This is a genomic window from Pseudooceanicola sp. DL12 (assembly GCF_056270665.1).
The window spans coordinates 1171296-1194458 of the sequence record NZ_CM149884.1 but is presented as its reverse complement, the minus strand read 5'-3'; the positions used below and the strand labels follow the sequence as shown (position 1 = coordinate 1194458).

Annotated in this window: 17 protein-coding genes, 1 tRNA gene and 1 pseudogene; 5 read left to right on the top strand and 14 right to left on the bottom strand. The window is 62.7% G+C overall.

Annotation, left to right across the window (positions count from 1 at the left end; genetic code table 11):
• Window position 1 precedes the first annotated feature (1 nt).
• The 4 genes from AC0WR5_RS05550 to AC0WR5_RS05535 form a co-directional block, all read right to left on the bottom strand.
• Window positions 2-706, bottom strand: a complete 705-nt coding sequence (locus tag AC0WR5_RS05550; RefSeq protein ID WP_475867557.1) for an ABC transporter ATP-binding protein — start codon at window positions 704-706, stop codon at window positions 2-4.
• Window positions 703-1494, bottom strand: coding sequence for an ABC transporter ATP-binding protein (locus AC0WR5_RS05545; protein ID WP_475867556.1), 792 nt, complete (start codon window positions 1492-1494; stop codon window positions 703-705). The genes AC0WR5_RS05550 and AC0WR5_RS05545 overlap by 4 nt, the downstream gene beginning before the upstream one ends.
• 105 nt (window positions 1495-1599) lie before the next feature.
• Window positions 1600-2784, bottom strand: a complete 1185-nt coding sequence (locus AC0WR5_RS05540; protein WP_475867555.1) for an ABC transporter substrate-binding protein — start codon at window positions 2782-2784, stop codon at window positions 1600-1602.
• A 129-nt stretch (window positions 2785-2913) separates the two neighbouring features.
• Window positions 2914-3735, bottom strand: coding sequence for a M90 family metallopeptidase (locus AC0WR5_RS05535; protein ID WP_475867554.1), 822 nt, complete (start codon window positions 3733-3735; stop codon window positions 2914-2916).
• A gap of 341 nt (window positions 3736-4076) precedes the next feature.
• Between AC0WR5_RS05535 and AC0WR5_RS05530 the strand changes: the two are divergent.
• Window positions 4077-4791, top strand: a pseudogene (locus AC0WR5_RS05530) (IS5 family transposase).
• A gap of 422 nt (window positions 4792-5213) precedes the next feature.
• Window positions 5214-5287 (top strand) — tRNA-Cys (locus AC0WR5_RS05525).
• Window positions 5288-5496: 209 nt separating this feature from the next.
• Here the strand turns inward: AC0WR5_RS05525 and AC0WR5_RS05520 are convergent.
• From AC0WR5_RS05520 to AC0WR5_RS05500, 5 genes are all read right to left on the bottom strand, one after another.
• Window positions 5497-6306, bottom strand: a complete 810-nt coding sequence (locus AC0WR5_RS05520; RefSeq protein ID WP_475867553.1) for an ABC transporter permease subunit — start codon at window positions 6304-6306, stop codon at window positions 5497-5499.
• On the bottom strand, window positions 6303-7262 hold the full coding sequence (locus AC0WR5_RS05515) for an ABC transporter permease (RefSeq protein ID WP_475867552.1): 960 nt from the start codon (window positions 7260-7262) through the stop codon (window positions 6303-6305). The genes AC0WR5_RS05520 and AC0WR5_RS05515 overlap by 4 nt, the downstream gene beginning before the upstream one ends.
• Window positions 7259-8422, bottom strand: a complete 1164-nt coding sequence (locus AC0WR5_RS05510; RefSeq protein WP_475867551.1) for an ABC transporter ATP-binding protein — start codon at window positions 8420-8422, stop codon at window positions 7259-7261. Before AC0WR5_RS05510 ends, AC0WR5_RS05515 begins: the two co-directional genes overlap by 4 nt.
• Window positions 8422-9531 (bottom strand): extracellular solute-binding protein, encoded by a 1110-nt coding sequence (locus AC0WR5_RS05505; RefSeq protein ID WP_475867550.1) that lies wholly within the window; start codon window positions 9529-9531, stop codon window positions 8422-8424. The genes AC0WR5_RS05510 and AC0WR5_RS05505 overlap by 1 nt, the downstream gene beginning before the upstream one ends.
• A gap of 73 nt (window positions 9532-9604) precedes the next feature.
• On the bottom strand, window positions 9605-11044 hold the full coding sequence (locus AC0WR5_RS05500) for an aldehyde dehydrogenase family protein (protein WP_475867549.1): 1440 nt from the start codon (window positions 11042-11044) through the stop codon (window positions 9605-9607).
• Between the two features lie 433 nt (window positions 11045-11477).
• Here AC0WR5_RS05500 and AC0WR5_RS05495 point away from each other — a divergent pair, with 433 nt between their 5' ends.
• Window positions 11478-13505, top strand: a complete 2028-nt coding sequence (locus AC0WR5_RS05495) for an oxidoreductase (protein WP_475867548.1) — start codon at window positions 11478-11480, stop codon at window positions 13503-13505.
• Here the strand turns inward: AC0WR5_RS05495 and AC0WR5_RS05490 are convergent.
• Complete coding sequence (locus AC0WR5_RS05490; protein ID WP_475867547.1) at window positions 13499-14455, bottom strand: LysR family transcriptional regulator; 957 nt, start codon at window positions 14453-14455, stop codon at window positions 13499-13501. The two genes, AC0WR5_RS05495 and AC0WR5_RS05490, sit on opposite strands and share 7 nt — an antisense overlap.
• A 283-nt stretch (window positions 14456-14738) precedes the next feature.
• Between AC0WR5_RS05490 and AC0WR5_RS05485 the strand changes: the two genes are divergently transcribed.
• Window positions 14739-16364: an amidohydrolase gene (locus AC0WR5_RS05485; RefSeq protein ID WP_475867546.1), complete on the top strand. Its 1626-nt coding sequence runs from the start codon at window positions 14739-14741 to the stop codon at window positions 16362-16364.
• Window positions 16365-16474: 110 nt separating this feature from the next.
• Here AC0WR5_RS05485 and AC0WR5_RS05480 read toward each other — a convergent pair whose 3' ends face one another.
• The 4 genes from AC0WR5_RS05480 to AC0WR5_RS05465 all read right to left on the bottom strand — a co-directional run bounded on the left by AC0WR5_RS05480 (window position 16475) and on the right by AC0WR5_RS05465 (window position 22375).
• Window positions 16475-17845 (bottom strand): aminotransferase, encoded by a 1371-nt coding sequence (locus AC0WR5_RS05480; RefSeq protein ID WP_475867545.1) that lies wholly within the window; start codon window positions 17843-17845, stop codon window positions 16475-16477.
• Window positions 17846-18212: 367 nt separating this feature from the next.
• A complete protein-coding gene (locus tag AC0WR5_RS05475; RefSeq protein ID WP_475867544.1) occupies window positions 18213-19139 on the bottom strand; it encodes an electron transfer flavoprotein subunit alpha/FixB family protein in 927 nt (308 codons plus the stop codon).
• On the bottom strand, window positions 19139-19897 hold the full coding sequence (locus AC0WR5_RS05470; RefSeq protein ID WP_475867543.1) for an electron transfer flavoprotein subunit beta/FixA family protein: 759 nt from the start codon (window positions 19895-19897) through the stop codon (window positions 19139-19141). Before AC0WR5_RS05470 ends, AC0WR5_RS05475 begins: the two co-directional genes overlap by 1 nt.
• Before the next feature lie 27 nt (window positions 19898-19924).
• The gene (locus AC0WR5_RS05465; RefSeq protein WP_475867542.1) at window positions 19925-22375 is read right to left on the bottom strand and encodes a GcvT family protein; all 2451 of its coding nucleotides are present in this window, start codon (window positions 22373-22375) and stop codon (window positions 19925-19927) included.
• Between the two features lie 186 nt (window positions 22376-22561).
• On the opposite strand from AC0WR5_RS05465, the gene AC0WR5_RS05460 reads away from it, so the two are divergent.
• The gene (locus tag AC0WR5_RS05460) at window positions 22562-23116 is read left to right on the top strand and encodes a helix-turn-helix domain-containing protein (RefSeq protein ID WP_475867541.1); all 555 of its coding nucleotides are present in this window, start codon (window positions 22562-22564) and stop codon (window positions 23114-23116) included.
• The last annotated feature ends 47 nt before the right edge of the window (window positions 23117-23163 follow it).

Sequence of the window (23163 nt, the reverse complement as noted above, 5' to 3'; positions counted from 1 at the left end):
GTCAGCCCCCAAGGAACGTGCGGCGGACTTCCGGATCGGCCAGGAGCGCCTTTCCAGTGTCGGTGTATCTGTTTTCGCCCTGGACCAGGACGTATCCCTTGTCGGCAATCTCAAGTGCCTGCCGGGCATTCTGTTCGACCATCAGGATCGAGATGCCGGTGCGTGCGACCTCGATGATCCGGTCAAAGAGCTCGCCCATGACAATCGGGCTGACACCTGCGGTGGGCTCATCGAGCATGAGGAGTTTCGGCTGGGTCATCAGCGCCCGCCCGACGGCAACCTGCTGACGCTGCCCGCCGGAAAGCTCTCCTGCATTCTGCCGGCGCTTTTCCTTCAGGATCGGGAAAAGATCGAAGACCTGCTCCATAGTGTCCCGGAAATCGTCGTCGCGAATAAAGGCGCCCATTTCCAGATTCTCCTGGACGGACATGGTCGGAAAGACGTTATTGACCTGCGGCACGAAACCCATGCCACGCTTGACGCGGTCTTGCGGGCTGAGCGACGTGATGTCGTCGCCGTCAAGTGTCACGCGCCCCTCGCGCAGCGGCAACATCCCGAATACGGCCTTCATCGCCGTAGACTTGCCAGCACCATTCGGCCCGACGATGACCGCGATCTGGCCCTTTTCCACTGTCAGGGTGCATCCGTGCAGGATGTCGGCCTTGCCATACCCGCCAGTCATGTCGGCGGCTTCGAGATAGCTCATGATTGCACCTCTCCGGCCGCAACCTTGTTCTTCAAACCGGTGCCCAGGTACGCCTCGATCACGGCCTCGTTTTCCATGATATTCTCGGAAGAGCCCTGCGCCAGGACCTTACCCTCGGCCATGACTATGACCGGGTCGCACAGCCGTCCGATGAAATCCATGTCGTGCTCGATCACGCAGAATGTATAGCCGCGCTCCCGGTTCAGGCGCACGATGGCATCGCCTATGGTGTTGAGAAGGGTGCGGTTCACGCCGGCACCGACTTCATCGAGGAAGACAATCTTGGCCTCGACCATCATCGTGCGGCCCAGTTCCAGCAGTTTCTTCTGCCCACCGGAAAGATTGCCCGCCTTCTCGTCCCTAAGGTGCGAAATCGTAAGGAAGTCCAGAACCTCGTCCGCCTTCTTCAACAGAGCGCCCTCTTCCTCGCGGATCCGACCACGGCTGAACCAGGTGTTCCACAGCGTCTCGCCCGTCTGCCCGCCGGGAACCATCATCAGATTCTCACGTACCGTCAGAGACGGAAACTCATGCGCGATCTGGAAGGTCCGCAGAAGCCCCTTGTGAAACAACTCATGCGGCTTGAGGCCGGTGATGTCTTCTCCATCCATCAGCACCCGCCCCGAAGTGGGCGCATGGACGCCAGCGATGACATTGAAAAGCGTGGATTTTCCGGCCCCGTTCGGACCGATCAGCCCCGTAATGGAGCCGGTGGCGATCTCGATGCTGGCACCGTCGACCGCATGAAAGCCCCCGAAGGACTTTACCAGATTTTCGACCCTGATCATGGGCCCCCCTTGGTTCCTCGCGTTTCGCCGAAATGACGCCACGAGGTAGTGTTATTAATTGAAAACAGCCCGGAAATTCCGGGCTGCTCTTTCTCGGGAATGGCTTCAGCGATACTGGACCGTTGTGATCTCACCGTTCTCCACCGCGATTTCGCGGAAGGTGCCGGCAGCCTCGCCGTTACCGATCATCTCGACGGCGGTCGCACCCTCGTAATCGACGTCCTGGCCATCGGCCAGCAGGCTCAGGGCCTTGTCGAGTTCACCGGGATAGATCTTCTCACCCGGAGCGTTGGCGACGTCCGTAATCTTGTCCTTGTAGACCTGCGGATCGGTCGAGCCGGCGGCCTGCATGGCCAGAAGCATCAGTGCCGCGCCGTCATAGGCGGCACCAGAATATGCCGAAGACCCGTCGAAGCCCGCGGCCTCGGCCATAGCCAGATAGGCATCCATGCCCTGCCCTTCCGAGTCGGGCAGCTGTCCGAAGGAGCCGTCGATCTCGGAACCGAAATCGTCTTGCAGCTTCTGGCTGACCATGCCGTCCGGGAAGACGAAGGTTTCAAAGGCGCCCGTGTCCAGCGCCCCGCGCAGAATGCCCGAACCACCCTGGTCGATATAGCCCGCGATCACGAGAGCATCGCCGCCACCGGATGCCAGTGCGCCAACCTCGGCGGAATAGTCGCCCTTGCCATCTTCATGCGCCGCGGAAATGGTCACCGTGCCGCCCTTGGCTTCGTATGCATTCTCGAAACTGTCGGCGAGCCCCTTGCCATAGTCGTTGTTGGTGTAGGTGACGGCCACCGAATTGATCCCCTTCTCCAGGATCTCGTCCGCCATGACCTCCCCCTGACGCGCATCGGAGGGGGCCGTGCGGAAGAAGAGCCCGTCGTCCTCCATGGTCGACAAGGCCGGCGACGTGGCCGAAGGCGAGATCATAACCACGCCGTTCGGCATCGCAACGTTCTGCAGCACTGCCGTTGTTGCACCAGAGCACATCGCACCGGCAATCCCCTTGACGCCATCGGAGGTTACCAGGGTTTCGGCCGCGGCAGTCGCAGCTGCTGCGTCGATACAGGTCGAGTCGGCGCGTACCGGTGTCACAGTGTCGCCTCCGAGCAGCTTGCCCGAGTCCGAAACTTCCTTGATGGCGAGTTCCGCGCCCTGCGCCATCGGCGGAGCCAGCGATTCCAGAGGGCCGGTGAAGCCCATCAGGACACCCATTTTCACATCATCGGCATAGGCCGCCGAGGCACAGAGCCCGATAGCGGCGGAAGCCAGAAGAAGCTTTTTCATTTGTTTACTCCCATGTTGGAACTCTCGTTCTGACCGCGAGGCTAGATTGCGGTTGTGGAAAAGAAAAGGACCCCCCAGGCACCGACGGATGTAAAACTCGCGTGAATAATCATTTTTTGCACAGTGACGTCACGCGACGTTCGGATGCCACTCAGAGGGGTCCAGCCGGAAGAGCCTACAGAACTGTTCGTATACTTCGGGCTCGCTCTGCTTGAACGCGACGGCCTTCTCGAAAAACGTCTCCACAGCGACGGCAAAGAACTCTTCATGCCCTTCAGCCCCGTATGGATCAAAGACCGCGCGCCGCCCCGCGAGGACGTTTTGTACGTGCCGCTCGTAAGCTTCGAGAATGACGCGCTCCCATTCGGCAAAGCTCTGGCTGGGATCGAGCACCGGCACGCCATCGGTCCTGCCGGAAAGATCATCAATCTGATGCGCGAACTCGTGCAGGACCACATTGTGGCCGTCGCGCTCGTTGGCGGCGCCTTTCCGAGCATCGGCCCAGGACAGGATGACGGGGCCGCGCGACCAGCTCTCGCCGGTTCGGACGGTTTCCCTCTCGGTGACCACGAAGCCGTCGTGCTCCTTGTGCATGGACTTGAAGGCCCCGGGATAGATCAGGACAGTTGAGAGATTGTCGTACCAAGTGTCGCTGTTGACCACCAGGAGACAAGCCTGAGCCGCAATGGACAGTTCCATTTCCTCGGTCACCTCGAGGCCGTTGCAGCCGACGAACTCCACCTGATCGAGAAACACATTCATCTTTCCCTCCAGGCTGCTGCGAAACTCCGGCGGGAGTTTCCGGACCAGGGGGACCTGCGTGGCAACAATCGCTCGTTCCTCCTCCGACAGCCCCGAGGAAAGCAGCGCGCGCCGATGTTGTCGCCGCGACCAGACGCGATAGGCAAGCGCGCCGCCAACACCAAGCATCAGGATCAGAAAGAGAGTCATCCGGACAGGACCTCCAGAGCGTGAGCTTCGCATAGTTTGCGATCCAGCCTCAGGTGGCAACAGCTGACGTCGGGAAGAGCGCTGCGCCTGTCACTCCCAAAGCCCTTCCAAAATAAGGCCGCACCCTCATGCGATCGATGATTGACGGTCAGGCGACAGGTCGCAGAGTTCGGTCTCATAGGTTTGCAAGAGCCCCTCTCATCGGCTCCGCCTTTCCTGAAACAGAGCACGCTGGGAACAACTAGGGTCAGGCCCCTTTGATTTCGCAGCAGCAGCGGGATTCAGGGCTCGAAAACCGAGCGGTGAAAGTCGTTGGTCTCTTGTGCTTGAGCAACGCGCAGATGGCACGTCTGGAGCGTTTCTTTCCCAGGGGCCACGGCAAGCCTCGCGTCGATGCGAGGCCTATGTCGCCGGGATTGCCTTCATAAGTCGCAATGGGTTGCGTTGGCGAGATGCACCGGGAGAATAGAGGCCGCACAAGACGCTCCACAAAGGTTGGAAACGTTGGAGCAACAAGGGACGCTTCGCGTGGATGATGATCGGCCTGGCCGCCGATCACAGCGATCAGAAGCCCGTCATGATCGACCCAACCTATCGGAAAGCAAATCGCATAGCGACCAGCATTTACGCGAAAAAAGGGGCGGCCTGGACGCCTGATCGGGCAAACCAAGGGCTGCGTGAACACCAAGTTGCACGCCATCAGCGACAGCCAGGGCCGCCCGCTGTAGCTGTTCGTGACCGGGGACAGGTCAGCGACTACTTCGGCGCACGGGCCTTGCTGAGCGACCTACCGAATGTCGATTGGCTACTCCGGGAGCGCGCCTATGACGCCGATTGGTTCCGGGAAGCATTGAAAGACAGAGGCATACGCGCCTGCATCCGTGGCAGCAAACAGCGCAAAAAGACCATGAAACGTGACAAGCGACGCTACAAAAGGCGTAACAGGCTCGAGATCATGTTCGGCGGGTCAAGGATTGGTGGCCTACGGAAACCCGATACGAACGCTGCCCGAAGGCCTTCCTCTCAGCCATCGCCCGCACGGTAACCATCATCTAATGGCTATGCGTCCTGACCCTCCGACTTGCTCGTTTGTTTCCGCTGAGGCGTCTCCCAGATTGTCCTGACGACCTAAGTGGCATTACCGATGTTGATGCAAACCAGCATCAATCCAGTCTGGTTCGAAAGCTACGTGATATTGCTGGCAAAAACGTCGCAAAGCAGCCGCCTGTCGGGTTCAATCACTTCGTACTTCTGGCGGTGAGCGCCACGACTTGTAGAGCGGTACCCGGGCTTCCACGCCATTTTTCGGGCCCCTGCTCCTCGGAAACCGAGCTGATTGTCCTCCTCCAAGGGATTGTAACTTTCCTTCCCCACACAGATGATGTGGCGTTGTACCGTTACCTGGAAATTCCGGCTTGCGGCTGATCCCTGCCGCAGCTATATGCCCCTTTAAACCACATAGCCTATGGGCTACCGGCGGCGAGTTGGCGGAGTGGTGACGCAGCGGATTGCAAATCCGTCCACACCGGTTCGATTCCGGTACTCGCCTCCATCTTATTCCAGATCTACGGGATAGCAGTTTCTCAGTTGAGTGGGAAACAAATTGGGACACACCCTCAGATACGTTCATCTTTTATCTCGGATCAGGACTCATAGCCGGTTGATTACGATTGCGGCCGGGCTGGAGAAACATGCCCGACCCAATTTCCCCCTCCCGGTCCGAGGCCGCACCGCTGTTCCGGAGTGCGACCTCGGAGCTGCTCAACCCGGGGTGCGGCGCCGGGCGCTGCCCATCATTAGCGTTCCGGCAAGCACCAGAAGCGCGACGCTGACGATGATTAGCGAGGCCAGTGCGTTGATGTCCGGGGTGATGCCCATTTTGACTTTCGACCAAATCACCATCGGCAGCGTCGTCGCTCCGGGCCCGGTGGTGAAATTGGCAATCACTACATCGTCGAGCGAAAGGGTGAAGGCCAGCAGCCAGCCTGCCATCAGCGACGGAGAGATCACCGGAAGTGTTATGTCCCGCAGCACCTGCCAGGGCGTCGAACCGAGATCCAGCGCGGCTTCCTCGATTGCGACGTCCATCGCCACCAGCCGAGCCCGGATCACCGTGGCCACGAAAGCCATGGAATAGGTGGCATGGGCCAGGGTCACGGTCAGGAAGCCTCGCTGCGCCGGCCACCCGATCCAGCGCGCCATCAAGATGAAGAGCATCAGCAAGGCAATGCCCGCGATCACCTCGGGCATGACCAGCGGCGCCATCACCGTCCCTGAGAACATTGCCCGGCCCCGGAAGGCACCGAATCTCGCCAAGGCCAGAGCCGCCAGCGTACCGAGGACCGTCGCCAGCGTCGCACTTGCCATGGCAATACGCAGCGACAGTCCGAGCGCAGCGATCACATCGTCATTGCCTAAGAGCCGGGCATACCACTTCAAAGAAAACCCCGCCCAGATATTGCCCAAGCTAGAGCGGTTGAAGGAAAATAGGATCATCGACAGAATCGGCAGGTAGAGAAACAGCAAGCCGACGAATACGCTAATCTTCAGGAAGACATTGGCGCGTCTCATGCTTCCTCTCCTTCTGCGCGCAGAATACGCCGGTTGAGCCATCCCAGCAGCCCCATAAGGCCCAGCAGCACCGTCAGCAGAGCGACCGAGATCGCAGCCGCCATCGGCCAGTCCCGCGCAACCGAAAACTGGTCTGAGATCACCCGACCGATCATCGGCTGGTAGGAGTTGCCGACCAACGACGGGATCACCAGCTCGCCGCACGCGGGGATGAAGACAAGCGTGCCCCCGGCGACGATACCCGGCAACGACAGCGGCAAGGTCACATCCCGGAACACCCGGAAGGGCCGGCTGCCCAAGTCCATCGCGGCCTCGTTCAGCGACAGGTCTAGCTTTTCGAGCGTCGCGTAGAGCGGCAGAATCATGAATGGCAGGTAGGAATAGACCATCACCAGAACGACCGCGAAATTGGTGTTCATCAGGTGCAGCGAGAACAACGCCTGGTCCTCCGGCAGGAAGAGATTGCAAAGCGAGGTCAGCAGTTTGTTGAACCAGCTGCTGCCGCCAAGCAATCCCATCCAAGCGTAGACCCGCAGCAAGAAAGAGGTCCAGAAAGGCAGAATGATCAGCACCAAGAGCAGGCCGCGGCGGCGCGGCGTAGCGCGCGCGATGCCAAGTGCAACCGGATAGCCTATCAACAGGCAGATCAGCGTGGTTAGCCCGGCATTCGCGACCGAGGTCAGGAAAGCCCGCACGACCATCCCCTCGCCCAACAGCCGGTGATAGCTTTGCAGATCGGTGAAGGGGGCCTTCGGCAAAAACCGGAAGGGAGGGCTCGCTGGGGCCGCTTGACCCAGGCTAATCGCCAGCACGATGACGAAGGGCGCAAGGAACAGCACAAGCAGCCAGAGCGCGGGCACGCCCAGCACCAGTGTCCGCCACCCCCGGTCGTGGAACCAATGCCGCAGGCGCAGGCTGCGGGGCAGATCAGCGGGGCTAATGTCTGGCGCGCTCATTTGGGCAAAACCACGACGGCGTGGGGGGCAAAGCTCAGTTCGACTTGCATCTCGAGATCCCGCGAGAGCGGGCCGCCAAGGGCGCGCTCAACATTGACGTTGCTGGCCAGCAGGATCTCTCCGCTCTCCAGGCGCACCCGATAGAGCGTGTCCTTGCCGAAATAGCCCCGATTGGCGATGCATCCGGTCAGGACATTCTCAGCCCCCGCGGACGCGCGTGGGGCGATCGCGATCTTCTCGGGGCGGATGGCGACTTGGACGGGTTGGCCAGGTTCAAGCACCTTTTCGCTTTCCACCGAGATCTCCCGGCCGAGTGCCGGAACCAGCACCTGGGCTCTTTGCCCTGCCTTCACGACCGCCCCATCGTAAAGATTGATCGACCCGATGAAATCCGCCACAAAGCCCGAGTTGGGATATTCGTAGACCTCGTTCGGGGTGCCGATCTGCTGCACCGCGCCGCTGCGCATCACCGCGACGCGGTCCGAAAGCGTCATTGCCTCGTCCTGATCATGGGTGACCACGACGAAGGTGATGCCGGTGCGCTGCTGGATGTTGGACAGCTCGAACTGGGTCTGTTCCCGCAACTTCTTGTCGAGCGCGCCCAGCGGCTCGTCCAGCAACAGCACTTTGGGCATCCGCGCCAGCGCCCGCGCAAGCGCCACCCGCTGCTTCTGTCCACCTGAGATCTGGTGCGGCTTGCGGCGCCCCAGGTCTGAGAGCTGCACCAAGTCCAGCATGGCGCGCACCCGCTCGGCTTTCTGGGCGCGGCTCATCGCCTCGTGCTTCAGCCCGTAGGCGATGTTCTTTTCCACGCTCATGTGCGGAAACAGAGCGTAGCTCTGGAACATCATGTTCACCGGCCTCTCGTAGGGCGGGATGTCGGTGACATCCCGCCCGTCGATGAAGATCCGGCCAGAGCTCGGCCTCTCGAAGCCGGCCAGCATCCGCAGCAGCGTGGTCTTGCCGCAACCGGAGCCGCCGAGAAGGGAGAACAACTCCCCCCTGCGGATCTCAAGGGAGACATCCCTAACGGCCTTGACCAGACCGAAGGACTTTGACACTCGCTCGACCTTCACGAAGGCATCCCGGGCCGGCTCGGGATCGGGGCTTTCCTGTACGGGATGGGCGGTGCGGGGCAAGTCTTGCATCGGAATGGTCATCAGCCGGCCGTCTTGATCCGGTTCCAGGCCGCCGTCATCTCCTGTAGCTGGCGATTGTTCCAGGCCTTGGGTGCATAGAGGCGCTTCATGGTCTCGGCATCGGGATAGAGCGCGGGGTTGCCCGAAATGGCGGGATCAACTAGCGGCGTCGCCGCCGCATTCGCATTCGCATAGGATAGATAGTTGGTGCAGGCGGCGATGACCTCCGGCTGCAGCATGTATTCCATGAAGACCGAGGCGGCCTCGGGATGCGGCGCGTCGACGGGCACGCAGAAGCAGTCGATCCAGATGGGCGCGCCGGTCTCAGGCACGAAATAGGCGAAATTGGAAGGCAGCCCGGCGTCCTTGGCCTTCGACACCACCAGGCCGTAGCTACCCGACCAGGTGTTTGCGGCACAGAGCTCTCCGGACGGCAGGCCCTGCAGCTCGGCAGTATTGTTGAAGGTTCGCACGTAGCGCCGCATCGGCGCCATGGCCTCAACCGCGGCATCGAAATCAGCTGCGCTGGCAGTGTCGGGGTCGATGCCGAGATAGCGCATCACGACTGTCAGCACATCGGTGGGGCTGTCCAACAGCGAGAGACCACAGCGCGCCAGCGCCTTTGCCTTGGCCGGATCCAGCACCGCCGAAAGCGAGTTCAGATCGGCATCCGGCAGCACCTTGCTGACCATATCCATGTTGTAGGTCATGCCTACCGAGCCCCACATGTAGGGCAGCGCATGGCGACTGTCCGGGTCCCACTGCGCCAGAATCTCCAGGACACCCGCATCCAGGTTTCCCCAGGACGACAGCTGCGCCTTGTCGAGGGGCTGATAGACTCCGGCCTGCAGCATAACCGGCAGGTTCGGTCCCGATTGCAGCACCACGTCATAGCCGGTCGACCCGGCCAAGATCTTCGCCTGCATCTCCTCCAGCGAGGAGAAGTAGTCGGAATTGACCTTGAGCCCCGAGGCGGCCTCGAAATCAGCGATCGTGGTCTCGCCGATGTAATCGGCCCAGTTGTAGAGGTTCAGCGTGCCGGAGGCGGCGCTGGCGGGCCGCACGAAGGGTGTCGCAAGGGCCGTTGCCCCCAGAAGTGTCACCGCAGTGCGTCGGGTCATCTTGGTCATGGTCTGTCTCCACTGTTGGTTTTGGCCTGAGCCTGTGATTGGCCCCCCGATACCCGCCGGAGGGCTGGGACGCCTAGAAGGCGCCGAAGCCGATGACGCTTTTCGTCTCGAGGAATTCGCTGATTCCGAAATCAGCATATTCGCGGCCATTGCCGGACTGCTTGTAGCCACCGAAGGCGCTGTGGCCGTCGAAGTCCGGGTCGTTGACATAGACGGTTCCGGCTCTCATCCGCGCCGCCACCGCCCGGGCGCGGCCCAGGTCGGCGGACTGGATGTAGGCGGCCAGCCCATAGGGGGTATCATTGGCGATCCGCACCGCCTCTTCCTCGTCCCGGTAGCCCATGATCGACAGGACAGGGCCGAAGATCTCTTCGCGGGCGATGGTCATCGCAGGGGCGACCTGACCGAAGACGGTGGGTTTCACGAAATATCCATGCTCCAGCCCCTCAGGGCGGCCCGGACCGCCGGCGACGAGGGTTGCGCCCTCCGCCATGCCGCTTTCAATCAGCCGCTGGATCTTGTCGAACTGCACCTTGCTGATCACCGGGCCGAGGTCCGTGCCCTCGTCCTGCGGATCGCCCGTAACGAAGCCCGCCGCCGCTTCTGCCGCCAGAACCATGACCTCTTCCATCCGTTCGGCCGGTACCAGCATCCGCGTTGGCGCATCGCAGGATTGCCCGGTATTGCCGAAGCACCCGGCGACGCCGGCGGGCACGGCAGCCGCGAAGTCTGCGTCCGGAAGCAGGATATTGGCAGATTTCCCACCCAGTTCCTGGCTGACGCGCTTGACGGTCGGCGCCGCCGCCTGCGCCACCAGGACCCCGGCGCGGGTCGATCCGGTGAAGCTGACCATGTCGACCTCCGGATGGCCGGCCAGAACCTCTCCGACATCCGGACCGGTGCCGTTGACCAGGTTGAAGACCCCGGCGGGCACGCCGGCAGCCTCCATCACCTCGGCGAAGACCAGCGCGCTGAGCGGCGCGATCTCGGAGGGTTTCAGGACCATGGTGCAGCCGGCGGCAATCGCCGGGGCGACCTTGCAGACGATCTGGTTCAGCGGCCAGTTCCAGGGGGTGATCAGCGCGCAGACGCCGATCGGCTCGCGCAGGATTCGCGTGGTGCCGCGCGGCTCGGCGAAACGGAAGTTCTCCAGGGCCGAGATGGTGGCCTCGAGATGTGCCTTGCCGGTCCAGGCCTGGGCCTCCCGGGCCAAGACTACAGGGGCGCCCATCTCCAAAGTGGTGGCGCGTGCGATGTCGTCGTATCGCGCCATGTAGGCGTCCAGGATCGCGCGCAGCAGGTCCAGGCGAGCGGCAATACTTAGGCCCGAGAAGCCAGGGAAGGCCGCGCGGGCCGCCACCACGGCACGTTCGGCATCTCCCGCGCGTCCCAGGGCGATGCTGGCGCAGGGCGTCTCGGTTGCGGGGTTGATGACCGGCAGCGTCTCTTCGTGCAGTGGCGGCACCCAGGCGCCATTGATGTAGAAGCTTTGCAGGTGGCTGGTGGGGATCATGGGACGTCCTTATTCTGGCCCGCAAGTGACGGGCGTCAGGGCCACTATCGACGCACAGGGCTAAGCCGCAGAGTCCAAAAAAGTCAGCCAACCATAACTGGAAGTAATAGCAGCCTTGGCGAGAGGGAATTTTTCAGGTGTCAAAGGCCATCCTAGGCCTGTTCCGCCCCCGGCTCGATGCAGCTGCAAGGTCGCATTGAGGTTTCGTGTGGCAACGAAATTCGAGGCATACCTGCCTATTCTCATGCGCAGGCAAGGCCCGGCGGATCGCCTAACCAGGCAGGCAACCCGCCGCCTCAGCCATTACCGTTAGGCATGAAGGCATAGTATTTTACCCTCTTCCGCGCCGCCAGAGGCCCATGCCACCCTGCCCCGGTCCGCCCCGTCCGGACACATTTATGATCACCCGATCCAGATCACGATGGAGAGCCCCTTGAGCAGCCCATTCGACATTCTCTTCCAACCTCTCCAACTGGGGCCCGTCACCGCTCCGAACCGGTTCTTCCAGGTGCCTCACTGCACCGGCATGGGATACCGGATGCCCGAAACCCATGCTGCCATGCGAGAAGCAAAGGCAGAGGGCGGCTGGGGCGTGGTCTGCACGGAATACTGTTCGATCCACCCCAGCTCCGATGACGGCGCCTATCCCTATGCCAGCCTCTGGGACGAGGATGATGTCCGCGCCCTGGCGCTGATGACTGGCAAGGTGCATCGCCACGGTGCACTGGCCGGGGTCGAGCTGTGGCATGGAGGGATGCGCAGCGCCAACCTTGTGTCCCGTGCCGCGCCGCTTTCGGCAGAAAGCCTGCCCGTCGGCGGCGCTCCCTGGCAATCGCGCCGGATGGATCGCCAGGACATTTCCAACCTGCGGCAATGGCACCTTGATGCCGCCCTGCGCGCCCGTAGTGCCGGGTTCGACGTCGTTTACGGCTACGCTGCGCACAACTATCTTCTGGCGCAATTCCTCAACCCGCAGGTAAACCTGCGGCTGGACGCGTTCGGCGGAGATGCGGCGGGGCGCTCGGCGTTGCTGAAGATGCTGCTGGACGACATGCGCGAGGCGATCGGCACGCATTGCGCAATCGCTCTGCGCATCGACGTCGGCCAGCCCGATGCCCTCGCCCGCGAGGAACGCGCACGCCTGCTGGAGGAAATCGCCCCGCTGGTCGACCTGTTCGACGTGACGGTGTCCGATTACAGCCACGAGATGGGCGTTTCGCGCTTCGTCGAGCAGGGCTCTCTAGAGGCGCAAGTGAGCCACGTGAAGGCGCTGACAGGCAAGCCGGTGGTCGGCGTCGGCCGCTTCACCAGCCCCGATGCCATGGTGGCGCAGCTGCGGCGCGGGGTGCTGGACCTGATCGGTGCCGCCCGCCCCTCGATCGCCGATCCCTTCCTGCCCCGCAAGCTGCGCGAGGGCCGTCACGAGGACATCCGCGAATGCATCGGCTGCAACATCTGCTACGCCCATGATGGCCTGGGCGCCCCGATCCGCTGCACCCAGAACCCGACCATGGGCGAGGAATGGCGCAACAGCTGGCACCCCGAGACCATCGCACCGCTGCCTGATGTCCCCGAGGTGCTTATCGTCGGGGCGGGCCCCGCGGGTTTGGAGGCCGCCGTTTCTCTGGGCCGGCGCGGGGCCCGGGTGACCCTGGCCGAGGCCGGTACGGCCCTGGGCGGCCGGCTGGAGCTGGAAACACGGCTGCCGGGTCTTGCCGAATGGGGTCGCGTGCGCGACTGGCGCGTACAGCAGCTGAACCAGCTGCCCAACGTCGAGGTCTTCTTGCAGAGCCACGTCACCGCCGAGATGGTACAGGAACTGGGCGTGCCCCATGTGCTGGTAGCGACTGGTAGCCGCTGGCGGGTCGATGGCCGTGGCCGCAGCTTCCCCTCCGGCGTGCCCTCCTACGCCGATCCCCGCACGCTGAGCCCCGAGATGGTAATGACGGGCCTGCCCCCCGAGCTGCCCTTGTCAACCCGCGTTGTGGTCTTTGATGATGACCACTACTACATGGGATCCGCCCTGGCAGAGCTCCTGGCCCGGCGCGGTCACCCGGTTTGCTATGTTACCAGCCGAGAGCTGGTTGCCGCCTGGTCCGAAGTGACCGCCGAACAGGTCCGCACTCACCGCCGCCTGCACGAACTCGGGGTGGAAATCGTGCTGAACCGCACGGTCAGCGGGCTGACACCCGACTGCGCGATCACCTGCTGCGTCCATACCGGCCAGGAAAGCACCCTGCCCTGCGACCTGTTCCTGCCGGTTACAAGCCGCGCGCCGGACGAGACGCTGTGGGAAGAGCTGCAGGGGCTGGGCCTAAAGACATTGGACCGGATCGGCGATTGCAGCGCTCCGGGGATCATCGCCCAGGCGGTATATGATGGCCACCGCGCCGCACGCACCTTCGGCGGCCCTCCCGCCGTGACACAGCGCGAACGTCCTGTGCCGGGCAAGTTTCAGTAGATCGTGGCAGCCTCACGCACCGGCCGGAAGGACACTTCCTGCCGGGCATATTCGTGAAGCAGCCAGTCCAGAACCCGCTGTACCGCCTCGCGCTGCTCTCCTGGAGAGCCCCGCGCGACGAAACAATAGGTGTCAAGCTCGCGCTGGAAGCGGCGACTGGCGGGCACCAGTTCTCCGCTTTCAAGTTCTCCGGCGACCACATGCCACCAGCCAAGGGCAACGCACTGGCCCTTGAGCGCCGATTGAAGCACCAAACCGTAATCAGAGAAGGCCATTCGTGATGCCTCGTCCATCGGGCCCAGCTGCACCGCATTCAGGAAGACCTCCCAGCTTTCGGCCTCCCACATCTTGGCGGTCAGCTCTCCCAGGGAATGGCACTCTGCTTTCGAGGCGGGATCGTCAATATAGCCATGCCGTGCAAGGTAGTCGGGGCTGCACACCGGGATCACCAGTTCGTCGGTGGCGGGCCAGATGGTCACGCCGGGGCCCGACTTCCAGTCATAGCGGATCGCCAGGTCGGCACTACCGATCGGTCCCTCGGGCTCGCCGTGGATCAGCTCGAAGCGAAGGGAGATATCGGGCATCAGCGCCTTCAGGTGCGGCAGCCGCGGCATCAGCCAGTGCAGCGCGAACGCGGAGGTAATCGAAAGCGAAACGGTCTGCTCTTCGGCCAGGCTCAGCTTCAACTCGTCCAGCGCGGCCTCGATCTGGAAAAAGCCACCCTGTAACGCCTCGTGCAGGAAACGCCCCTGTTCGGTCAACTCCAACCCGGCATGGTTGCGTTCGAACAGCTGGCAGTCCAGATGCTGCTCCAGCGCGCGGATCGAACGACTGACCGCCGGCTGTGTCACGTTGAATTCCCGGGCCGCATTGGTGAAGTTCAGGTGCCGTGCGGCGGCGTCGAACACGAAAAGCGATCCTGTCGTGGGGATCTTGGAGCGCAAAGTCATTCTTGGCCTTCCTGTTTGCCATTACTTGCTGTCATGCCGACAGCAGTATTTCAACCTTCGCCCGCTGCGCGACGCCGCCTATTCTGAAGAGCGGGCAAGCATCGCTTAGCGGTTGCGCAAATGGAGGCGCCGCAATGATCGAATGCCCGGAAAAGACACACCCAAAAGGGGGCGCGCCCGGTCCGGTTTCGTCAAAGAACCTTCCGGCATCCAGGGCCGCTCCGCCATGCGGACACTCCGGGAAGCCGTCCCGGGACAGGCCCGCCGACCATAAGGCCATTTCATGACTGCTGACCTGCTGATCTACAATGCCGACATCGTGACGATGGACCCGCTTCTGCCGCGGGCGACGGCCCTTGCCATTCGAGAGGGCCGGGTTGTCGCCCTTGGGGAAGAGGCCGACCTGCGGCCGCGCTTTGCCGGCGCCACCCGGCAACTCGATGCCGGCGGGCGCCAAATCCTCCCCGGACTGCAAGACTTGCACATCCATCTCCAGGACAGCGGCTATTACACCGGCACAATGGCCGATCTCTACAGCTGTCGCACCGAAGCAGATATGGCCCGTGCGCTTGGTGATTTCGCCGCCAGCCATGACCGCGATTGGGTCTTCGGGGTCGGCTTCTACTGCGGCCTCTTCTCGGATGCGAACCTTGACCGCGAGGTGCTGGACAGGATGGTGCCCGATCGTCCGGTGCTCATCTACGGTTCGGACCTGCATAGCGCCTGCCTGAATTCGCGTGGCTGCGAGCTCCTGGGCATGACAGCCGAAAGCCCCGATCCCTACAACGGACATTTCACCCGTCGCGCCGACGGAACCCCCACCGGAATGCTGCATGAACAGGCGCTGTACTGGGCAAAGGACCGCATCGGAGAAATCCCTGACAGCGACTACCGCTTCGGCGTGAGGCATGCCCAGGCGCTATGCCACGAGGTGGGCATCACCGGGATCATCGACCCGATGGTGCAGCCCCGCCACGCCCGGGTCTATCAGTCCATGGTCGAGGACGGCACACTGAAGCTACGGGTCGGCGGGGCGATCCATGTCACCGCGGACGAAACGCTGCCTCAGGCCATGGAGCGTGCGCTGCAGATGCGGGCCGACCATGACAGCCCACTGTTCCGGCTGCATTCGGTCAAGGTGTTTCTGGACGGCGTGCTGGAAAACCGCACCGCCGCCATGCTCAAGGATTATGCCGATGCCGAGGGCGGCAACGCTCCGCTGATGTTCGCCACCGACCAGCTCAAGGAGCTGTGTATCGCCTTCGATGCCGCACGTTTTCAGCTGCACATGCACGTGATCGGCGATGCCGCCGTCCGTGCAGGTCTGGATGCGCTGGAGGCGGCCATGCACGCCAATGGCGCCTGGCCCTCGCTGCACCAAATGACCCATCTCGAATACGTCCGTCCAGAGGACATCCCCCGGCTGGGGCAACTTGGCGGAGTGGCCAACATCCAGGCGCTCTGGGCGCGGCGCGAACCCTCGGTGACCGAAGTTGCGATGCCGATGGCCGGCCCCGAGCTGGAGGACTGGATATATCCCTTCGCCTCACTGCTAGAGGCAGGGGCCCTCGGCGTGCTGACCAGCGACTGGGGGGTATCCAGCCAGAACCCGTTCTGGATCATGCAGACAGCGATCACGCGCCAGCCCACGGATGCCCCCGACTATCCGCCACTGACACCATCGCAGCGACTGACCCGCGAACAGGCTTTGAAAGCCTACACGGTGAATGCCGCCCGCGCGGCCTGGCGCCCCGACACCGGCGCGCTGTCGGTCGGCAACCTGGCCGACCTGATCATCATCAATCAGGACCTCCTTGCCTGCGATGTCCACGACATCGCAAAGACCCAGGTGCTGCTGACCCTGCTGGGTGGTGAGGAAGTCTTCCGCGCGGAAGGCTTTCCCGCCTGAGCCTGGCTTGGCCCTCCTGTAACGCCTGAAAGCATAACGGCCCCGGAGGGATCCGGGGCCGTTTCGTCTTGATTTAAGGGGCGCCCCCGAGGCCGCCACCGAAAAGAGCCTCAGGCCGCCTGTACCAGTTCTTCGGCAGCCTGCTGGATCGCCGCGCGAAGGATGGCGACCATCTCATCGATCTGTGCCCTGGTAATAACCAGAGGCGGCGACAACACACACATATTGCCGAGTGGGCGCACGATCAGCCCCTTCTCGAAGGCATAGCGATCGATCTTCTCCCCCAGGGCCCGGTCTGTCTCGCCGACCGCCTGCGCCGGACCCGGCTGCACCATGCATTCGACACAGCCCAGCAGGCCCTGGGTACGCACATCGACCACCACCGGCAAATCCGAAAGCGACTTCAGCTGGGCCTCGAAATAGGGTGCGATGTCGCGCACGTGATCCAGCAGCGCCTCATCCTCGAAGATCTTGATATTCGCAAGGGCCGCCGCACAGCTGACCGGGTGACCGGAATAGGTGTAGCCGTTGTTGAAATAAGCGCCGTGGGCATTGTCGCCCGAAATGTTGTCGAGCAGCCGCTCGGAAATCGCCAGCCCACCCAGCGGCACATAGCCCGAGGTCAGCCCCTTGGCGAAGGTCACGATGTCGGGAGTGACACCAAAGACCGACTCGAGAGCGAACCAATCACCCAGACGACCAAAGCCTGTGACGACCTCGTCAGAGATGTAGACGATGTCATGGGCCTCGCAGATTGCCTTGATCCGGGAGTGGTAGCCCTCAGGAGGCAGGATCATGCCACCGGAGGCAAGCAGTGGCTCGGTCAGGAAGGCAGCGATGTTGCCGGGGCCGACCTTCTCGACGGTGTCACGGAACTCGTTCACGAGAAAATCACAGACCTCGCCTTCGGTTTTGCCGGGGAAACGGCGCGGGTTCGGGCTCGAGATGAAGTGAATGCGCGGGTTATCTACATCGAAATTCGCGGCTCCGCCAAAGCGTCCTGAACAGGCTGCGGTCAGCGCGGTGCTGCCATGATATCCATCAACCTGAACTATAATGCCTTTCTTGTCCTTCAAGCCTCGCACGTTGTTGCGGAACTCGACAAAGCGCAGGGCCGTGTCGACGGCGGTTGAGCCCCCGGTGGTAAAAAACACCCGATTCAGATCGCCCGGTGTGAGGCTTGCGATCTTCTCGGCCAGCCGGATCGAGGGCGTGTTGCCCATGTACCAAGGCGAGGTATAGGAAAGGTTCATCGCCTGCGTGGCCATCGCATCGGCAATCTCGCGGCGATTGTAGCCGACCTGGGTGCACCACATGCCAGCAGGCCCGTCGATCAGGCGGTGGCCGTTATCGTCGAAGACATAGATACCCTCGGCGTGGTCGAGGCGCGGCAGGGCTTTATGTCCGATGGTCTGAAGGCTGGCCGCCGGGTCGAACATGTGTCGACGGGCAGCCTCGGCCAGGGGTGTATTCTGTGTCACGTTTTTCTCCTTGCAGGGCGGTCCCCGGAGGGCGGTCCTGTCATCTTGGCCGGGGCCCGGGATGAGGAGCATCCAGGGTCACGCTGACCGGCGGGCGCCGGTGGCCCCTAGTGCATCCTAGGCGCCATCCCGACGGACAAGAAGATCGGATAATCTTGGACCGCCATTACTGAAAATTATGGCAGATCGCGAAATGGTGGGGAAATATCCTTAAAATACCGCTATATTCTAAAGAAAACCGGACCCAACCATACCTTGAAATTAGTATCGACCTCCGCGATCAGGGGCTGCGGACCATTCCACACCCCGGCCCGATGCGCAGCAAAAAGGCCCGCCGGGGCGGGCCTTTTCTGGGTTATCTTTCGGATCAGAGTTTTCCGGTCAGCTCGGGCACGGCCTCAAAGAGGTCGGCGACCAGGCCGTAGTCGGCCACCTGGAAGATCGGTGCCTCCTCGTCCTTATTGATCGCGACGATCACCCTTGAATCCTTCATCCCTGCAAGGTGCTGAATCGCGCCGGAAATCCCCACAGCAACATAGAGATCCGGCGCAACCACCTTGCCGGTCTGGCCAACTTGCCAGTCGTTCGGCGCAAAGCCCGAATCGACCGCGGCGCGCGAGGCCCCCACCGCTGCGCCCAGCTTGTCCGCCATACCTGCAATCAGCGCGAAATCTGCCTCCGAGCCGACACCCCGGCCGCCCGAAACAACGATCTTCGCCGATGTCAGCTCGGGGCGGTCGCTTTCCGCCACCTTCTCTTCCAACCATTCCGACAGCGCCGGATCGGCGCCCGCGGCAACCGCCTCGACCGTGGCCGCGCCGCCTGCGAGTGCCGCGTCGAACGTCGAGGTCCGAAAGGTGATCACCTTTACCGAATCCAGTGATTTCACCGTCTGAAGCGCGTTGCCGGCATAAATCGGGCGCTCAAAGGTTTCCGCGTCGACCACGGCAGTCACGTCGGACAGTATCATCACGTCGAGCAGCGCGGCAACGCGCGGCATGATGTTCTTCGCATCAGCGGTCGCCGGAGCGGCTATGTGGCTGTAACCCTCGGCCAGCGACAGGATCAGCGCCGCAGTAGGTTCGGCCAGGCGATGACCATAAAGCGCATCCTCGGCCACCAGCACCTTCGCAACACCCGCGATGGCGGCAGCCTCGACGGCGGCCGACCCGGCGCCCGAACCAGCACATAGCACCGTCACCTCGCCCAGGGTGGCAGAGGCCGTCACGGCCTTGGCAGTGGCATCCATCGCCAGCGCACCCTCATTGATCTCGGCAAGCAGGAGAACAGCCATCACAGGACCCCTTTATCTTTCAGTTTCGCGACCAGCTCATCGACCGATCCCACCATCTCGCCAGCCTGACGGGCGACGGGCTCGGAGGTCTTGATGACTTCGAGACGCGGAGAGACATCGACGCTCAGATCGGCGGCGGTCTTTTCCACCAGAGGTTTCTTCTTGGCCTTCATGATGTTGGGCAGCGAGGCATAGCGCGGCTCGTTTAGCCGCAGGTCGGCCGTGACGACTGCGGGCAGGGAAATCTTGATCGTTTGCAGACCGCCGTCGACCTCGCGCGTGACGGTGGCGACCTCACCCTCGATCTCGACCTTGCCGGCGAAGGTCGCCTGGGACCAGCCGGTCAGCGCGGCCAGCATCTGGCCGGTGGCGTTCATGTCGTTGTCGATGGCCTGCTTGCCGGCGATCACCAGCTGCGGCTTCTCGGCGTCGATCACGGCCTTGAGGATCTTGGCCACGGCCAGCGGTTCGATGTCCTGATGCACATCCTCGGCGGCCACCACCAGGATCGCCCGGTCGGCCCCCATGGCCAGCGCGGTGCGCAGCGTTTCCTGCGCCTGCTTCACGCCGACGGACACAGCCACGACCTCTGTCGCGACGCCTTTCTCCTTCAGACGGATCGCCTCTTCCACGGCGATCTCGTCGAACGGGTTCATCGACATCTTCACATTGGCAAGATCCACCCCGCTCCCATCCGCCTTGACGCGGACCTTCACGTTGTAGTCGATCACCCGTTTTACGGGGACGAGAATCTTCATCTGCATATTCTCCCTGGAATATTCCGATCAGCCGCGCATCCGTTCGGAGCGCGGATCGTAGAGCGGCTTGAAGCTGGCTTCCGCGACATGGCGAACTCCGGCGATCTCAATTTCGTAGGACGAGGCAAGCATCTCTGCGGTGCTCTCACCGGGGGTCCTGCAGGGCACGTACCCCATACCGATCGCACCACCTAGCGCATGGCCATAGGCCCCCGAGGTGACGAAGCCCACGATCTCTCCATCACGCAGGACGGGTTCGTTGTGGAACAGCAGCGGCTCGGGATCGGTCAGGCGGAACTGCACCATGCGACGCGACAGACCGTCCTCGCGCTTGCGGAGCACGGCCTCGCGGCCGATGAAATCGCCCTTGTCGGTCTTCACCGCAAAGCCTAGGCCGGCTTCCAGCACGTGATCCTCGTCGGTGATGTCATGGCCGAAGTGGCGGAAGGCCTTCTCGATCCGGCAGCTGTCCATGGCGTGCAGCCCGCAGAGCTTCAGCCCCATGTCGGCCCCGGCCTCTACAAGGGTCTCGAAGACATGGGCAGCTTGGTCACTACTGACGCAAAGCTCCCAGCCCAGCTCCCCCACGTAGGAGACGCGATGCGCGCGGGCCAGGCCCATGCCGATCTCGACCTCGCGGGCGGTGCCGAAGGGATGCGCCGCATTGGAGAAATCGTCCGGCGACACCCGGGCCAGCAGCTCGCGCGACAGCGGGCCCATCAGCGGGAAGACCGCTTCGGAGGCGGTGATGTCGGTGATCACGACCAGCGCGTCGCCGACATGACGGCGCAGCCAGGCCAGGTCACGTTGCAGCGTGGCGCCCGGCACGACCAGGTAATAGGCAGTTTCCGACAGCCGTGTGACGGTCAGGTCGCATTCGATGCCGCCGCGTTTGTTCAGCATCTGAGTATAGACGATCCGGCCCGCCGGGACATCCATCTGGTTGGCGCAGATCTTCTGCAGGAAGGCCAGCGCATCGGGCCCTTCCACACGGATCTTGCCGAAGGAGGTCATGTCAAGAAGGCCCACGCCTTCACGCAGCGCCATATGTTCGCGTTTGGAATTTTCGAACCAGTTCTGCCGCTTCCAACTGTAGCCATAGACCCGCTCCTGCCCCGGATCGGCGAACCAGTTTGGGCGCTCCCAGCCGGCCGTCTCTCCGAAGACGGCGCCGGCCTGTTCCAGCTGCGCATGTATCGGAGAGCGGCGCACTCCCCGCGCGGTGTCGGGCTGGCGATAGGGGAAGTGGTCGGCATAGAGCAGGCCCAGGGTTTCCGTCACCCGCTCCTTCAGGTAGCGGCGGTTGCGCTGGAAGGGCTGGGCGCGGCGGATGTCGACCTCCCAAAGGTCGAACGGCGGCTCTCCGTCGGTCATCCACTGCGCCAGCGCCATGCCGGCGCCGCCCGAAGAGATGATGCCGATGGAGTTGTAGCCCGCGGCAACCCAGTAGTTCTTCAGCTCGGGCGCCTCGCCCAGGTAGTAGCGGTCGTCGGGCGTAAAGCTCTCGGGGCCGTTGAAGAAGGTGTGAATGCCCGCCTCGGCCAGCATCGGCATGCGGTTGATGGCCTTCTCGAGGATCGGCTCGAAATGGTCGAAGTCATCGGGTAGCTGATCGAATTCGAAGCTTTCCGGAATACCGCTCATACCCCAGGGCTTTGCCTTTGGCTCGAAAGCGCCCAGCAGGATCTTTCCTGCGTCTTCCTTGTAGTAGGCACATTCGTCGGGCACACGCAGCACCGGCAGCTGCGACAGTTCGGGGATATTCTCGGTTACGATATAGAAGTGTTCGCAGGCGTGCAGCGGCAGGGTGACGCCATTCTGCCAGGCCAGGTCTCGGCCCCACATGCCGCCACAGTTGACTACGTGATCGCAGTCTATATGTCCCGGTTCGCCGTCCTGTTCGTAGTCGACACCGGTGACGTGGCCGTCCTGCTGAAGAACTTTGGTGACCTTGACCTGTTCTGCGATCAGCGCGCCGCGCTGGCGGGCGCCCTTGGCCAGGGCCAGGGCGATGTTGCCAGGATCGGCCTGGCCGTCATGGGGCAGGTGCACGCCGGCGCGCACGCCCTCAAGATTCAGATGCGGGTAAAGCACGCCGACCTCGGAAGGCGAAAGCTCGTTCACCTCTACGCCGAAAGCGCGGGCCTGGGCGGCCAGGCGCAGGATCTCCTCGCGGCGCTCGTCACTGAGCGCAACCGTCATGGAGCCGCACTGGCGGAAGCCGGTCGCCAGCCCGGTTTCGGCCTCCAGCCGGGTGTAGAGATCGGCGGAATACTTGGCGAGCCGCGTGCGGTTCTGGCTGGCCTGGAGCTGACCGATCAGACCTGCTGCGTGCCAGGTGGTGCCTGAGGTCAGTTGCTTGCGCTCCAGCAGGACGATGTCGGTCCAGCCAAGCTGGGCAAGATGATAGGCCACCGAGCAGCCGGAGATACCGCCGCCGATGATGACGACGCGGGCTTTGGACGGAAGGGAGGGCATGACGGCTCCTGGTTATGGGGGAAACACCGGATCATCCGGCATGTCGTCATCTATCCACGCCAAACTAAATTTTTGAAGCATTTTTTTATTTTTTATACAATTTTTTTACTATTATTGATATTCTTGCCATTGCTTGCCATTTACGTCACTTTTGGCGCGCGCCCTTTCCGGGCGAAAGGCATCAAGATGAACCCTCAGGTCGGTGACGATATCCGCGCCCTGCGCAAATCCCGTGGAATGACCCTTCAGCAGTTGGCAGAAGCTGTCGGGCGCTCGGCCGGCTGGCTCAGCCTGATCGAGCGCGGCAATGCCGCCCCTGCCATCCGCGACCTGGAACAGATCGCGGCGCTGTTCGGCGTCAACATCTCGTTCTTCTTTCGCTCTTCCAGCCGCGAGGCCACTGAACGTGGGCTAATCCTGCGTGCAGCAGACCGCGTGCCGCTCGGCTCAAGCGACAGCGGCCTGGTCGAAGAGCTCCTCTCGCCGACGCTGAGCGGCAGCTTCGAGATGATCAAGTCTACCTTCGCACCGCGGTCCGAAAGCGGCCCGCCACGCCCGCCACGCCCCAGCGAGGACGGCGGCCTGCTGCTTTCGGGGCAGCTCACGCTGATCTTGGACGAAGAAGCCTTCGTGCTCTCGCCCGGCGACAGCTTCCAGTTCGCCGGCAAACCCTACGCCTGGCGCAACGAAAAGGAAGAGCCCGCAGTGGTAATCTGGATCGTGTCGCCGCCCATCTACTAGCCTCATAATCTCAGAACATGGGACCACAAGATTTTCGGGACTTGGCG